The organism is Methanolobus sp. WCC4 (genome assembly GCF_038022665.1).
Classification (GTDB): Archaea; Halobacteriota; Methanosarcinia; order Methanosarcinales; family Methanosarcinaceae; genus Methanolobus.
The window spans coordinates 2528133-2542710 of sequence record NZ_CP150629.1 but is presented as its reverse complement, the minus strand read 5'-3'; the positions used below and the strand labels follow the sequence as shown (position 1 = coordinate 2542710).

The 14578-nt window shown below is 46.7% G+C and carries 14 protein-coding genes; 8 read left to right on the top strand and 6 right to left on the bottom strand.

Annotated elements, in window-relative coordinates; all coding sequences use genetic code 11:
* The first annotated feature begins 115 nt into the window (after positions 1-115).
* The 6 genes from V7O63_RS11980 (at position 116) to V7O63_RS11955 (ending at position 4891) form a co-directional block, all read left to right on the top strand.
* Positions 116-469: a prefoldin subunit beta gene (locus tag V7O63_RS11980; RefSeq protein ID WP_340818785.1), complete on the top strand. Its 354-nt coding sequence runs from the start codon at positions 116-118 to the stop codon at positions 467-469.
* Positions 470-527: 58 nt separating this feature from the next.
* Positions 528-1523, top strand: coding sequence for a DHH family phosphoesterase (locus tag V7O63_RS11975; protein ID WP_340818784.1), 996 nt, complete (start codon positions 528-530; stop codon positions 1521-1523).
* A gap of 36 nt (positions 1524-1559) precedes the next feature.
* The gene (locus tag V7O63_RS11970) at positions 1560-2864 is read left to right on the top strand and encodes a phenylacetate--CoA ligase (RefSeq protein WP_340818783.1); all 1305 of its coding nucleotides are present in this window, start codon (positions 1560-1562) and stop codon (positions 2862-2864) included.
* 55 nt (positions 2865-2919) lie between these two features.
* Positions 2920-3357 carry an ACT domain-containing protein gene (locus V7O63_RS11965; RefSeq protein ID WP_340818782.1) on the top strand — a complete coding sequence of 146 codons (438 nt, stop codon included), beginning with the start codon at positions 2920-2922 and terminating at the stop codon, positions 3355-3357.
* A 151-nt stretch (positions 3358-3508) separates the two neighbouring features.
* Positions 3509-3856 (top strand): DUF2103 domain-containing protein, encoded by a 348-nt coding sequence (locus tag V7O63_RS11960; protein ID WP_340818781.1) that lies wholly within the window; start codon positions 3509-3511, stop codon positions 3854-3856.
* Positions 3857-3910: 54 nt separating this feature from the next.
* Entirely contained in the window at positions 3911-4891 is a 981-nt protein-coding gene (locus tag V7O63_RS11955) for a methanogenesis marker 12 protein (protein ID WP_340818780.1), read from the top strand.
* A gap of 137 nt (positions 4892-5028) precedes the next feature.
* On the opposite strand, the gene V7O63_RS11950 is transcribed toward V7O63_RS11955, so the two are convergent.
* From V7O63_RS11950 to radC, 3 genes are all read right to left on the bottom strand, one after another.
* Complete coding sequence (locus tag V7O63_RS11950) at positions 5029-6570, bottom strand: thiamine pyrophosphate-dependent enzyme (protein ID WP_340818779.1); 1542 nt, start codon at positions 6568-6570, stop codon at positions 5029-5031.
* Between the two features lie 27 nt (positions 6571-6597).
* On the bottom strand, positions 6598-7512 hold the full coding sequence (gene mmp11 / locus V7O63_RS11945; RefSeq protein WP_340818778.1) for a methanogenesis marker protein 11: 915 nt from the start codon (positions 7510-7512) through the stop codon (positions 6598-6600).
* 63 nt (positions 7513-7575) lie between these two features.
* Positions 7576-8265 carry a DNA repair protein RadC gene (gene radC, locus V7O63_RS11940; RefSeq protein WP_340818777.1) on the bottom strand — a complete coding sequence of 230 codons (690 nt, stop codon included), beginning with the start codon at positions 8263-8265 and terminating at the stop codon, positions 7576-7578.
* A 144-nt stretch (positions 8266-8409) separates the two neighbouring features.
* On the opposite strand from radC, the gene mobB reads away from it, so the two are divergent.
* The gene (mobB, locus tag V7O63_RS11935; RefSeq protein ID WP_340818776.1) at positions 8410-8844 is read left to right on the top strand and encodes a molybdopterin-guanine dinucleotide biosynthesis protein B; all 435 of its coding nucleotides are present in this window, start codon (positions 8410-8412) and stop codon (positions 8842-8844) included.
* A gap of 4 nt (positions 8845-8848) precedes the next feature.
* Here the strand turns inward: mobB and V7O63_RS11930 are convergent, their stop codons facing one another.
* Positions 8849-9259, bottom strand: coding sequence for a winged helix-turn-helix transcriptional regulator (locus tag V7O63_RS11930; RefSeq protein WP_340818775.1), 411 nt, complete (start codon positions 9257-9259; stop codon positions 8849-8851).
* A gap of 232 nt (positions 9260-9491) precedes the next feature.
* Between V7O63_RS11930 and clpB the strand changes: the two genes are divergently transcribed.
* Positions 9492-12107, top strand: coding sequence for an ATP-dependent chaperone ClpB (gene clpB / locus V7O63_RS11925; protein WP_340818774.1), 2616 nt, complete (start codon positions 9492-9494; stop codon positions 12105-12107).
* Positions 12108-12181: 74 nt separating this feature from the next.
* Here clpB and V7O63_RS11920 read toward each other — a convergent pair whose 3' ends face one another.
* A complete protein-coding gene (locus tag V7O63_RS11920; RefSeq protein WP_340818773.1) occupies positions 12182-13846 on the bottom strand; it encodes a hypothetical protein in 1665 nt (554 codons plus the stop codon).
* Between the two features lie 310 nt (positions 13847-14156).
* A complete protein-coding gene (locus V7O63_RS11915) occupies positions 14157-14528 on the bottom strand; it encodes a hypothetical protein (protein ID WP_340818772.1) in 372 nt (123 codons plus the stop codon).
* Positions 14529-14578: the final 50 nt, after the last annotated feature.

Sequence of the window (14578 nt, the reverse complement as noted above, 5' to 3'; positions counted from 1 at the left end):
CTGTCATCTCTTTTTATTTGCGGCTCCATTCCATCTTCACATCATTGTTTTTGTGTTGCCGGATATAGAAACATTAAAATCCCTTCAGGTTTATTGGTATGCCAGGTGAAACCAAATGAGTACACAAATACCCCCACAGATACAGAACCAGTTAGCGCAGTTGCAGCAGGTTCAGCAGCAGGCTCAGTCCCTTGCTATGCAGAAATCCCAGATGGAATCCCTGCAGAAAGAATCCCAGATGGCACTTGAAGAACTTGAAAGTGTTCCTGAGGATGCTGTCATCTACCGCACGGTAGGCGAACTGCAGATCAAGTCCAGTAAGGAAGACGCAGTTTCTAAATTGAATGAGAAGGTAGAGACACTTTCACTTAGATTACAGTCTATTTCCAGACAGGAAGAAAGGATCTCAAAGCGTTTCACACAACTTCAGGAACAGATCGAACAGTCCATGGGGAACCAGGCCCAGTAAGCCTTCCCTACACTGTTGACATTATCGGTTGAAAGACCGGTGATGTCCAGAGGTTTCCATGCAAGTTGAAGAAACGGAGTTTTTCAATAAACTCCTGGATTACAATAATATTCTTTATCTTTGCCACCGGAATGCTGATCCAGATGCAGTAAGCAGTGCTTTTGCCCTTTCGGAGGCCCTTGGTGGGACCATCGGCCTTGTAGATGGCTGTAACAGGGTTGCTTCACTACTTATTGATAAACTCGCTATAGATGTGGTCGAAAACCCCGATCCATCTGAATATGATATTACTCTTGTAGTTGATACTTCCACCAGTTCTCAGCTTAATGACATAAAGCTCGGTAAGTATTGTGTGATCGATCATCATGCAACTACGGCTCTTATTGAGAATGCCGAATTCTATCTTCACAGACATGCAACATCCACTGCAGAGATGGTCTTCGATATACTCCGTTCCATGGGTGCTCCTGTAATGCGACGCACGGCCATGGGTCTTTTGACGGGTATCATAACCGATACAGGCCATTTCAAACATGCAACTCAGGACACTTTCAGGACCGTCTCTGAGATCATAGCATGCAGCGGGGTCGAATATGCAGATGTACTGGAAATGATGGCAGCAACACCACAGGACATATCGATGCGTATCGCAATGCTGAAATGTGCTACCAGGGCAACCATCGAAAGGGTGGATGACTGGCTCCTGGTGGATTCCCACGTCAATTCCTTCGGAGGCGCTGCTTCCTCTATGTTCCTTAACGTCGGGGCAGATGTAGCTCTTATAGGCACTTCCCGTGACAGGAACATAAGGGTAAGTGGAAGGGCAAAGCGTGAAGCGGTTGCTGCAGGTGTCAACCTGGGCAAGATAATGGAGGATATAAGCAAGAACTATGATGGTACCGGAGGAGGACATGCAGGTGCTGCCGGTATCGATGTGGTGGCAGATATGGATACCATCATCGGGGAGTGCAAGGACAGGATACGTGATGTTCTGAAAGGCAAACCAAATCCCTCCATATGCGATTCGTTGAAAGAGGAAAATGAAGGATCTTAAGTAATTATTTTAATTTATCTGACAAGGGGCAATTAGATGATAGAGTATTGGAACCCAATGGTTGAAAGGATGCCAGTCGACGAACTGGAGAAATTACAGGAAAAGAAGCTCAGGAATCTGGTGAACTATGTCTACACGCATTCGGATTTCTATAAGGAACGATTTGATGAGGCAGGTGTCAGGCCAGAGGATATCAAGACACTTGACGACCTTAAGAAATTGCCTTTCACCTATAAATCCGATCTCAGGGACACTTATCCTACAGGCATGTTCTGTGTACCCAATGAACAGCTTGTTCGTTTCCATGTCTCATCAGGGACGACTGGAAAACCCACTGTTGTAGGATATACAAAGAACGATATACATGAATGGAGCACATCCCTTGCAAGGGCATTGGCCTCTATTGGTGTCGGACGTGGTGATGTCATTCAGGTCAGTTACGGATACGGTCTTTTCACCGGTGGTCTTGGACTTCACTATGGTGCTGAGGAGGTTGGTTCCACGGTTCTTCCTACAAGTTCGGGTAACACGGAAAAGCAACTTGAGCTCATGCAGGACCTTGGAAGCAGTGTGATCGCCTGTACGCCATCCTATTTCCTCTTCATGAGCGAGGTTGCGGAGCAGAATGGAATCAGTATACAGAATGATACGAATCTTAAGGCAGGGGTCTTCGGTGCTGAACCCTGGTCCGAGGAAATGAGGGCCAGGATAGAGGAAGCAACCGGGATCAAGGCCTATGACATCTATGGTACTTCTGAACTCAGCGGTCCTCTCTGTACGGAGTGTCAGTACCAGGACGGTATACACATCTGGGCTGACCAGTTCCTTATCGAGGTCATCGACCCGGAGACCGGTGAGCAACTGGGTGACGGTGAGCGCGGAGAACTCGTGATCACTACACTTGCAAAGGAAGCACTTCCACTTATCAGGTACCGCATTGGTGATATCACGATCATCAACAAGGAAACATGTAAATGTGGACGTACACATCCACGTATCATGAGGGTACTGGGTCGTGCAGATGACATGCTCATCGTTCGTGGCATTAACGTATTCCCCGGACAGGTTGAATCTGTGCTTATGACGATCCCTGAGGTAGGGGAACACTTCATGATCATAGTGGACAGGGTGAACGAACTTGATACCATGACCATACAGATCGAGATGACCGATGAGGCATTCAGTGACAGGGTCAATGATATCATTGCTCTGGAGAAGAAGGTACAGACCGAATTGAAGCATGTTCTCAACCTTGCAGTGAAGGTCGAACTGGTGGAGAAGGGAACCATCCCAAGGTCCATGGGTAAGGCAAAGAAAGTGACGGACAACAGAAAGCTATAATATTCTACAGGACATAACTTTCTATAGAATTTAAAGAAACTCGCAGGTGTTTATCATGGAAGAGAAGATAATCAAGCAGATATCCCTTTTTGCCGAGAACAAGCCAGGCCGTCTTGCTAACATTGCAGCGAACTTCAGAAAAGCCGGTATAAACATCAGGGCTTTCACCATCGCCGAAGCAGGAGACTTCGGTATCATCAGAATGGTGGTTGACAGGCCCGATGCTGCACATGAGGTCCTGCATGATGCCGGATTCACAGTATCTGAGACCAGTGTTCTTGGTATCGAGATGGAGGATGTTCCCGGAGGACTCGGGAAGATCGCTGATGTACTTGGTAACAAAGATATCAATATCGACTATGCCTATGCTTTTGTCACAAAGACCGAGAAGGCACTTCTCATTCTCAGGGTGAGTGACACCGAGGCATCCATAAAGATACTGCAGGACGCAGGGATCAAACTTATCGATATGGCTGACATTCAGGAGATATGATCTTAAAGGTCATTCTCTTTTTTATTCTTACATATCCTGTGTTCTAATATTCTTTCATTATCAGTTTCTCATATTTTCTTCTGGTTCCTGTTACCGCTCCTTAAAACCTGACCACTATTGCTTTATACTACTTCTTATCTTTCCCTTTGAAATGAGTGATACTATCGGTAGCAAAGAAGTTAGCAGACCAAAGTCCAAACTTGGTGGTTCCCACACTACAATAATTGGTGGCAGGACTGGTAAAAAGGTAGTATCGTTAGTAAGCCGACATCCTGATGTAAAAAAGATCATCCCCTCTGTGATCAAGGTCAAGGGCAAGGGTAATTCAGGTGGAACCCTGACTGCCAGGGTACTAAGACCGGATGACAGGGGAAACCTCAGGCTGCTTATCTCACATGGCACATCCTTTCAGGAGTTGCGCCTTGTGACCACGGTGGGCAGCTTTTCAGATGGCGAGCGTATCATGGAAGAAATTAATTCCTTATTGTCAGAATTATAATACTTATCAGAGTTATCAGAATTATTGGACTTATCATGCCAAAGGTGGAATAATATGTTCGTCGGGATCGATCACGGTACTACTGCAATGCGCTTTGCTGCACTTTTTCCAGATGGGGATGTGCTGAGACTTGAGATCCCTCGGGCAGAGGCTGCCGAAATGACCGAATCCCAGCTTGTAGCATCCATGGAGGAGGCTTTCGGTGTGAAGCGTGAGGATATATCTCTCATGGCCGTGACATATTCAATGGGTGATGGAATACGTGACATCGAGGACATAAGGACGTTGGAGAACCGTGGTGTCAGGAGCATAGAAGGTATCGGACAAAAGACCGGCGGTGGAAGCCGTGTATTCGATGCTGTCAAAGCTTCAGGCATCCCTGCTGTGGTCATACCCGGTATTCATGACGGGAGTGATACGGATGCCCGTCTTAATGTATTCTCACATTCCACAAGTCCTGAAAAGATCGGTATTGCATATCATGCTTATTCTCTCGGATCAAGGGATTTCATTCTTTCCGATATTAGCTCAAACACCGTGACAGTAGGCGTTGCAGCAGGGAAGCTTATCGGTGCTATAGATGCCTGCATCTTTGCTCCCGGTCTGCAGCACGGACCACTGGATGTACGTGCACTGAGGGAAGTGGATTCCGGAAAGATGAGTGCCAACGACGCATTTGTACGTTCGGGTGTTCTCAAGAACACTCCTTTCTCGAACCGGCATGATCTCCTTGAAGCAGCCGAAAAAGATGATCCGCAGGCAATACTTGCTCTGGACAGTATCGCACTTTTCGCAGCTATGGAGATTGCAGGTATGCAGATCCTTATGAGGGACTATGGCTCAGAGGCCGAGATAGTCATTGAAGGTTCGGTTGGTGAAGCATCTTATGTGGTGGAAAGAATAGAGAAGCATCTTGGTGTGAAGGCTCATGTACTGGACAGGTGGAGTGCAGCTATCGGTTGTGCCGAAATAGCACGTGATATCCACGAAGGCTCGGTGGAGATTCTCGGGCTTAATGTGAACTTTTCCTGCTAATTATTAGATAACTGTTTGATATTTCAAATTTGAAATTATAAATTTAAAACTATATATTTAAAACAATGAATTTGAAACTTCAAACAGATGTTATCACTTGACCTGATCATGATCGGGTCAGGTTGTCTGAAAAAGGCTCAGAACTTGATGCATTTTCCTTCAAGATAGATTACGGAAACACCTTTTGTTTCCATCTTCTTTTCTATGAGTTCCTTGAGAATATCCTGTGTCTTTGCAGTTCCTTCTGAACTGATACTTTTGTCGATATCGATAGTCATCATATCAGGTACCAGTGTCCTTACAACTTCCTGCAGGTCCGGTGTGCCCTGTCCTCCGGTCATAGCAGCTATCTCGTTCTGCAGTATTATCACGAGAAGGTCGAAACCACCATCCACTGCATTTATGAGTCCGACGATACCTGAGTGTGCAAGTCCGAAGTCCCCTATGACAGCTATGCCCTTTCCGGGGAAACCACAGGCAGTGGATATCGCACCTCCAAGTGCGAAGCCTGTGTCAACTGCATTTAGCGGGTCAGGAGCTGTACGTATGGAACAGCCCATATCTCCTGCCACCGGCCTGATATCATGCAGAACATTGTACAGAGGCATGAAAGGACAGTCACTGCAGATCGGTCTTGAACCTCTGGTGATGATGGTCTGTATTTCTGTATACTTCGATACTTCATCCTTATCGATGTTCTCAAGTGCGAATTCCACATGTTCCTTCTCTATCATTCCGGTGGGCAGATGTCCACTCCTTTTTCCGAGAATGGTGTTACATGTGCTGATGTGTGATTCTATGAAAGCCTCACTCTCTTCTATCACAATTATGCGTTCATGCTCGTCTATGAACTTCCTGACCAGTTTGTCCGGGAAAGGTGATACTACTCCCAGTGCAAGATGTGAATAGTTCGAATATACCAGCTGCGTGGATAACAGATCATCCACGACAGATGATGGATAACCGGATGATATTATTCCAACCTTCTCTCCATTTATCGTCCTGCGGTTGAGATGAGAACCTTCAGCTTCACGTTTTAAGATGGGTTCAGACTCGGTATGGAACCGCTGATGCTTTCCATGCATGGTGAGTTTCCAGATGTTCCTGTCAAATCCTCTTTCAGGATCATCAGTTACCTTGCCGGTATTTGCTCTGGAAATATGTTCTTCTTCCTTTTCCAGACGGTCCGTTATTCTCATTATGACAGGAACCTTTGCTTCCTCAGAGAGTCCAAAGGCCATGTTGAGTGAATCATAGGCATCCTGCGGTGTTGCCGGGTCAAAGACGGCAGTCTCCGAAATCGATCCGTAGAAGCGTGAATCCTGCTCGTTCTGGGAAGCCTTTGCTCCGGGGTCATCACCTGCAAGTATAACGATCCCTGCACCTGTGGTGTGCATCATGGCGGTCATGAGCGGATCAGATAGCACATTCATACCAACGTGCTTCACCATAACTATTGACCTTTGTCCGGTGACCGAAGCGCCTAATGCAGCCTCCATGGCTGATTTCTCATTGGTGAACCAGTGGATGTTATAGTTGCTGGAATCCTTATTCTCAAAAAAGTGATCTGCAACGGCAGTCATGGGATATCCGGCAACGGCAGTAATGAAGCTTACATTGCTGTCGATCGCTGCAAGATATATTGCTTCAAGGCCGGTTGTATCCTCATTACCTGTCATTTCTTTGTCAGATTCTAATTATTACTATTATTCTTCTAATTGTGCGCTCAGCTTGACCGAATCATCGGGTTGTGCGAACCATGCCAGTGCTGCAAGTGCACCTATGACACCGTTGCCGTCAAGCCAGATATCAACGTCGTTGTCCTTTGCACACTGCATTGCATATTCCCTGGTAAGCTCTCCACTGCGACACTGTTTGCTGTACTCGTTCATCTTCTTTGCGTCGAAGTCTGATAGTACTACCATTCCGGTCTCATCGGAGACACTGTATTTCAACAGGGCTGCCTTTACGCTTTCAAGCAATTCCTGTTTGGCATTCTCATCCACACAGCCGAATTCCAGAACTGTGGAAACACAGTTCTGTGTCCTTGCAGATACCGGGAAAAGTTGCACAAGTGAATGTGAGAGGTAAACATGTTCATTGCAGTCCAGTGCCTTTGCCATGTTATGGGTTAGCGTCCAGGTGGCACCTTCTTCTTTTGTATCAGTGTCATCTATGCCGATAAGCACCCTTTCTCTCTTAGGGACTGTGATGGTACCTTTTGCAGCACGTCCGCCACCGGATTCGGTGTAGTTACAGCAAAGCACACCATCTGCAAATGCCCTGCATTTGGTGGCGCCTACTCCGCCTCCTCCAAGACCTGCATATGTGATATGTACCTTGTCATCTTCCACAACAACGGACTCGATCCCTGCTGCTGCGGTGGATGGCTTAAGCTCAAGGGTGGCAGTACCCGTCTTTACAGTGTATCTTATCATGTTCCCTATGGAACGCGTGTTCAGGATAAGCGGTGAGTGTGAATAATGGAACTTAGACCATGCGGCACCGCCATAACAGTTGGTATGCTCGATGATCTCTGCATACTCGTTGTTCCTGTCGCATATTGCGTATATGCCCCTGTATGGAGTGGTATAGGGGTCACTAAGCTCTATCTCTTTCATTTGGGACTTAAATGCCGGTCAATACCTTAAATGTTTTGTTAGGTATGAGTCATTATGAGAATATCATCTGACATATCCCTCATCCTTCAGGCTCACATACCTGCCATCTCCTATAACAACATGGTCAAGTACATCAACCCCGAGCAGTTTCCCGCCTTCCACAAGTTTTTCGGTAACTGCGATGTCCTCCCTGCTTGGTGTCGGGTCGCCGGAAGGATGATTGTGCGAAAGGATGACCGAAGCACATGATTCCATGAGTGCTGCCTTGAATACTTCCCTTGGATGTACGATGTTAGCGTTCAGGCTGCCGATGGATATGACCTCCTCACGTATCACGTGGTTCTTGGTGTCAAGCAGCAATGCCACAAGTCTCTCGCGTTTATGTTCGCGCATACGGGGATAGAGAAGTGAGTAGACATCAGCAGGTGACCTTATCTTTCTCTTTGGTTCATCGGTGTATCCTTCAAGCTTGCGGGCAAGTTCGAAGACCGCTGCTATCTGTGTTGCCTTTGCGGTCCCGACACCGTGTATCCGGGTGAGCATGGTGATGTTCGCCTGACTGAGCTGTTTGATATTGTACTCCGAGAAGATTCGGCTGCACATATTGACAACGTTCTCCTTACGTGAACCTGTCCTCAGGATTATGGCCAACAGTTCTGCGTTGGACAATGATTCAGGGCCGTATTTCAGCAGCCTTTCACGCGGCCGGTCATCTTCGGGCATATCATGGATACTTATCTTGTACTCACTCATTGCAATGGCTACAAAATGGTAGAATATAAATTGTTCGTAATTTATCTATTATATTTTTACTTGAATGTAAAAAATAATGGTTATGATGTGGCATGTTACTGTTCACGTTGTATTCTTATACAATGAAAATCCATAGACTCATCCATGAAGGTCATTTGCGTTGCAGGTTACAAGAATTCCGGTAAGACCACGATGGTTACCCGTCTTGTCGAAGCTCTTTCCAAAAAGGGTTCTGTGGGTACTGTAAAGCAGATGTTCCATCATCGTTTCAATCCTGAGAACACTGACACTGGTAAACATTTCGATGCTGGTGCCGATGTGGTTGCAGCTATCACAGACAGTGAGCTGGTGATAATAAAGAGAAACCCTTCACTTGAAGATTCCCTGAAGGCCCTTGAAGATAGCGGCGTTGATATTGCCATAGTCGAAGGTGCAAAAAGCAGTGACCTGCCCAAGATATTCCTTGGCGAACCAGAAGGTCCGGATGAGGTATCCAATATTATCGCAAAATTACCTGTCAGAAGTGACTGGGATATCGATGCACTTGTAGAACTTATCCTTGATCTGCCGGAAAAATAGTTACTTACCTGTTCTTCAGGCCCATTTCCTCATCGATCTCCTCGGCTATCTTCTCCAGTTCCTGGAAGATACGCTCGGAGTCTTTCCTCATTTCCTGAACAGCAGCCTTGAGGCTTCCTCCCCTTAGACAGAGTGCCCTTTTCTCCCTGTATATGAGTCCTGAATTGACAAGGTTCCTTATGTGGTGGTTCACTCTTGAGAGATTTACATCAAGGTTGTCTGCAATAGCGTCCGAGGATATCTTTTCCTCTCTTTCTGCAAGTTGATGCAAAAGGTCATGGACGACCTGCGTTGCAATGTTCTCGGTATCTCTTCCTGAGGATAATCCGAAACTATTACAGAACCAGCGGATATCCTCTTCGAGTTTTTTCTCTCTGGGTTTTTCCAGATTTATCAGGATTATCTGTTGTGGCATAGACTTAATCTATTGGACCATTGGTATATAAATGTTCCCTACATTTTATCGATATCATTTCGATAAAACTGATAAAATAGCCATTTTTTGCAAAAGGTTTATATATCAGGTCCCTGATATAATTGCTCAGTTGATCGGTGGGATAGGTCCCTGAAAAACGTGTCAAAAGTGATTTAAGCAAAACATTATAAAATTAAATAATGGGAATGTCGATCCCGGGGAGTTTATAATAATGGACATTGAACGTTTCACACAGAAAGCCCAGGAAGCTATTCAGGGCTCAAGCACGATCGCTGCAAGATACAGGAATCAGCAGATAGATTGTGAACACATGTTCCTTGCATTGCTTGAACAGAGTGGGGGACTTGTAACTACATTATTACAGAACATGGATATTCCGGTGGACCGTCTGAAGCAGAAGGTCGAAGCACAGCTTGAGAACCTTCCACAGGTATCAGGTCCGGGCGGTGAGCAGGTCTACATGACACAGACCATGAGACGTATCCTTGATACTGCCTCACAGGAAGCCGGAAAGATGAATGATGATTATGTCAGTGTCGAACATCTCTTACTTGCAATGGTCGGGGAGAAGGACAGCCAGTGTGGCAAGATCCTTGCAAGTGAGGGTGTGACCCGTGACAGGCTTCTCGAAGCAATAAAGCAGGTAAGGGGGAATAGAAAGATAACTTCTGATAATCCTGAAGATACAATGGAACCACTAAAGAAGTACGGGATCGATTTCACAGAACTTGCATCACAGGGTAAACTTGACCCTGTGATCGGAAGGGACCATGAGATAAGGCACTCGGTGGAGATCCTCTCACGCCGCAGGAAGAACAATCCTGTGCTCATCGGTGAGGCTGGTGTCGGTAAGACGGCTATTGTCGAGGGACTTGCACAGCGTATCGCCAAGCGTGATGTTCCCGATGCCATGAAGGATAAGCGTATCATCGCCCTTGATATGGGTTCACTTATCGCGGGCGCTAAGTTCCGTGGTGAGTTCGAGGAAAGGCTCAAGGCCGTTCTCAAGGAAGTATCAGAATCCGAAGGCCAGATAATCCTCTTCATCGATGAGATCCACACCATCGTAGGTGCAGGTGCCACGGAAGGCGCCATGGATGCAGGAAACCTCCTGAAGCCAATGCTTGCACGTGGGGAACTTCACTGTATCGGTGCCACTACGATCGATGAGTATCGTAAGTACATCGAAAAGGATGCTGCACTTGAACGCAGGTTCCTGCCGGTATTCGTTGAAGAGCCTACGGTAGAGGATACCATCTCCATATTGCGTGGCCTGAAGGAAAAGTACGAGGTCCATCATGGTGTCCGTATGAAGGATTCCTCACTTGTTGCCGCTGCTATCATGAGTGACCGTTATATTGCGGACCGTTTCCTTCCTGACAAGGCTATCGACCTTGTGGACGAGGCTGCCGCAAAGAAGAGAACTGCCATTGACAGTAAGCCGGCAGAGCTTGATGAGGCAGACCGTAAGATCATGCAGCTTGAGATCGAGCGTGAGGCGCTGAAGAAGGAGAAGGATGCTGCTTCAAAGGACCGTCTGGAAATGCTTGAGAAGGAACTTGCCGACATCAGGGCAGAATCCGATGCAATGCGTGCCAGATGGGACCGCGAGAAGGAAGCTATCTCTGATCTTGGTGCCCTGAAGGAGGAAATAGAGGATATCAAGGTCCAGCTCGAACTTGCTGAGAACGATAACAACCTTGAACTGGCCTCGAAGCTGAAGTACGGAACACTCATCCCGCTGCAACACCAGTATGCAGAGGAAGAGAAGCAGCTTCAGGAAATGCAGGGCGATATGCTCCTGAACGAGGAGGTCGGTGAAGAGGACATTGCAGAGGTTGTCAGCCAGTGGACTCACATACCTGTTACAAGGCTAATGGAAGGTCAGCGTGAGAAGCTGGTCCATTTCGAGGATAACCTTCACAGGCGTATCATCGGTCAGAGTGAGGCCGTAAAGGCAGTTGCAGATGCTGTCATACGTAACTATGCAGGTATCAAGGACCCGAGAAGGCCTATCGGCAGTTTCATCTTCCTTGGTCCGACAGGTGTTGGTAAGACCGAGCTTGTGAAGGCACTTGCAGCTGAGCTGTTCGATGATGAGAACAACATGGTGCGTATCGACATGTCAGAGTACATGGAGAAGCACACAGTTTCAAGAATGATCGGTGCACCACCAGGTTATATCGGACATGACGAGGGTGGACAGCTCACAGAGGCAGTTCGCAGAAGACCTTACTCTGTGGTTCTCTTCGATGAGATAGAGAAGGCGCACCCTGATGTGTTCAACGTCATGTTGCAGATCCTTGATGACGGCCGCCTGACCGATTCAAAGGGAAGGACGGTTGACTTCAAGAACACGCTGATCATCATGACCTCGAACATCTTCGCAGGTGACCTGACAGACCTTCTTGAGTCTGGTGAGACCGAGGAGACAGTTGATTACAACATTCTCCAGATGCGTGCCATGACCGAGCTCGGGAAGTTCTTCAGACCGGAGTTCCTCAACCGTATCGATGAGATCGCTCTCTTCCATGCACTGAAGCCGGAAGAGCTTGTTGAGATCGTTGACATCAAGGCTGCCGATCTTGTTGACAGGCTCAGGGACAAGCGTATCGGTCTTGAGCTTACGGATGCTGCAAAGGCATATCTCTCGGAGGCCGGCTACAGCGCAACCTTCGGTGCAAGGCCGCTCAAGCGTGTCATCCAGAACGAGGTCGAGACCATGATCGCGAAGCTCATCGTTGCAGGCGAGGTTCCGGAAGGCGCAACGGTCCATGTGGACAGCAACGGTAGTGAGCTGACCGTGGATGTCAGGTCTGAAGAATAATTCAAATAAAAATCAGATGTGGATGCCAGACGGCATCCATGTAATTCTTTTTTGTCTGTCTTCCATTCAGGATATTAGAGTCCTAGTGTCATTCTTATCAGAACAAGCAGTCCGAAGAAGAGGTTTAGCACCACAAGCCCGCCGATCACCATTCCTCCGATTTTAAGATACTTTGTATCAAAATCCAGTATGGAGAGTGCATTCTTCACGGAATCCATGGTCTCGTTGGCTTTCTCAACGGTTCCCTGTGCTTCTTCAAGGGTGGCATTGACATTATCAAGGACCTGGTCGATACGTGGCTGTTCCTCTGTCCTGACATTGTGAAGCACGCCGTGCAGTTCATCCAGCGTCTTGGGGATGATTCCCGGTTCTTCCACCCATTTATTGGCAAGAAGTTCGTATTTCTTCTCCATCTTCAGGGTCTGCCTGAAGTAGAAAGCCTTCTGCGCCTTCATCAGGTCGTAGTTACGCTGGTAGCCGTCGAACTTTGTACTCAGGGATGCGGATATCTTTGCTCCGTATGGCTGCATCATGGACATGGAAGTGGCAGTGCCTTTCCTGACCGATGTTGCAAGTCTGGCTATATTGGCCGCTGAGATATTCGCTATCTCCTTATTGGCACCGGCTGCAACTGTCGTGCTGCTTCTGGCTGTTGCACTGGTTGTAGCCGATGTTCTCATCACAGGCTGGGATGTTGTTATATTCCTAGCGACCCTGTCGTTCACACTGGAATCTACCGACCTGACCGCGCCCCTGATATTCACGTTATCCCGGATGCTGTCCCTTATATCCTCAGTCTCCCTGACAGCATCGACCCTGTCTGTGAAATTGGTATTGTCCCTTATGGAGTCGGCTATATCTATGTTATCGACTATCTTAGTAGCATCTATGACATCATCAAGGACACTGCTTGCATAGACATAGTCCTTTGGAACATTGATAGCTCCCGCAGCTATCTCGAACTTGTTCACAGGATGGACCTTCATTATGTCTCCAAGCTGTGCTGTGACCGTGTCCTTTCGTGAGATGAGCCCTTCATAGTAGAGCTTGTCAGCATGTATCATGTCAAGATGATCCCTTATGGAAGGGCTGAGGTCAGCGATCGATATCGGCACTTTCTTCTTTGTCACAAAGAGCTTCTTCACTTCCTGAAGGACCTCTTCGCTCACATCAAGATTATCATCAAGGGAAGCCATGATGTCCTCTATCATTGGCTGCTCGATGGTGTTGAAACGCTCAAGGACCTCCTTGGCGTTGTAGATGCCTGTTGTGACAACACCCGGTTCCTGATAGAATATATCGTGTATCTCCTGGTTCACAGCCGCCAGCTTTGCCATGAGCTGGAAGTTCTCAATGACATCAGTGAAGTCTGAGATTATGTCCCAGAAATTAAAATCAAAATTGTTGGTATCGCTGACACCTTTATCTTTGAGCTTGTTCTCAAGGCGTGTTTTTTCCTGCCTTAGGGCATCAAGCCTTGCTTTCTCCTCATCCCACAGATCCGCTTCACTTCTCGGTGTCAGTCTCTGTATGGTAAGGAGTTCCTCTGCTTCCTTCAAAGTGGAATTTAACTGCTCTCCTACAGCCTGTATGGTCGAACCGATGACCGCAATTGCCATGCCTGCTTCTTCGGCTGCCTCTCCTGCCTCTTCGGCAGCATTTCCTGCCTGATATATCGCCTTTCCTGCTGTGTATAATCCACCTGTAGCGATGCCTGCTACGACATCAAACCATCCCATATTTTTTCCTCCAATATCTGTTTTATCAAATGGACAGGAAACAGACCTGTAGCTGGTTAATTTGAACTACGTTCCACAATAGCCGTTATTTCCCCTGTCTATCCCGGGTCTTGATGACTCCGTAATTTTTTATAGGGGACTTAAAATATAAACTTTGCTTATATTTTATGGAGTATGATCAGTTGTTAATAAAAGATGAATGGAATCAGGTCCAATTAGTAAAAATAAGGTGCCTCAAAAATAAAAAAGATGGTGAATATGAATAAAGGTATCTTCATCTTCACTTTGGTGGTATGATCTGGCGCAGATCTCAGTAGATCTCATAGGACACATCAACATAGGCATCCGATGATATGGATTCAAAGATCACATAGTAGGTGCCGTCATATGGTGCTTCGAATGACAGTTGTGTCCTTATTGTTCCTTCTCTCATAAATTCGGTATAAAAATCCCTGCCGGAATCGTATCTATTGAAATTCTGAGAATCCACAACGTAAATGTTTATCGGTGTGTTTCCTGTGTCAATGGTCATATCTAAGATATCGTACTCTAACAGGTCCATCTCATAATACTGGTAGTATCCGTTTTCCACAAGAAAGGTCTCTTCACCGGACTCATAGGTACAACCCATAGCCATTGCGGCTAACATTATTATCAGGAATAAAAGTAATTTTGACTTCATTGTATCACCTTATTATATTAGTTTTCTTATAGAACTATATATAAGTGTCT

Coding starts and splice junctions, on each gene's coding strand:
- V7O63_RS11980 (WP_340818785.1), top strand. CDS start 116: ATGAGTACACAAATACCCCCACAGATACAGAACCAGTTAGCGCAGTTG.
- V7O63_RS11975 (WP_340818784.1), top strand. CDS start 528: ATGCAAGTTGAAGAAACGGAGTTTTTCAATAAACTCCTGGATTACAAT.
- V7O63_RS11970 (WP_340818783.1), top strand. CDS start 1,560: ATGATAGAGTATTGGAACCCAATGGTTGAAAGGATGCCAGTCGACGAA.
- V7O63_RS11965 (WP_340818782.1), top strand. CDS start 2,920: ATGGAAGAGAAGATAATCAAGCAGATATCCCTTTTTGCCGAGAACAAG.
- V7O63_RS11960 (WP_340818781.1), top strand. CDS start 3,509: ATGAGTGATACTATCGGTAGCAAAGAAGTTAGCAGACCAAAGTCCAAA.
- V7O63_RS11955 (WP_340818780.1), top strand. CDS start 3,911: ATGTTCGTCGGGATCGATCACGGTACTACTGCAATGCGCTTTGCTGCA.
- V7O63_RS11950 (WP_340818779.1), bottom strand. CDS start 6,570: ATGACAGGTAATGAGGATACAACCGGCCTTGAAGCAATATATCTTGCA.
- mmp11 (WP_340818778.1), bottom strand. CDS start 7,512: ATGAAAGAGATAGAGCTTAGTGACCCCTATACCACTCCATACAGGGGC.
- radC (WP_340818777.1), bottom strand. CDS start 8,265: ATGAGTGAGTACAAGATAAGTATCCATGATATGCCCGAAGATGACCGG.
- mobB (WP_340818776.1), top strand. CDS start 8,410: ATGAAGGTCATTTGCGTTGCAGGTTACAAGAATTCCGGTAAGACCACG.
- V7O63_RS11930 (WP_340818775.1), bottom strand. CDS start 9,259: ATGCCACAACAGATAATCCTGATAAATCTGGAAAAACCCAGAGAGAAA.
- clpB (WP_340818774.1), top strand. CDS start 9,492: ATGGACATTGAACGTTTCACACAGAAAGCCCAGGAAGCTATTCAGGGC.
- V7O63_RS11920 (WP_340818773.1), bottom strand. CDS start 13,846: ATGGGATGGTTTGATGTCGTAGCAGGCATCGCTACAGGTGGATTATAC.
- V7O63_RS11915 (WP_340818772.1), bottom strand. CDS start 14,528: ATGAAGTCAAAATTACTTTTATTCCTGATAATAATGTTAGCCGCAATG.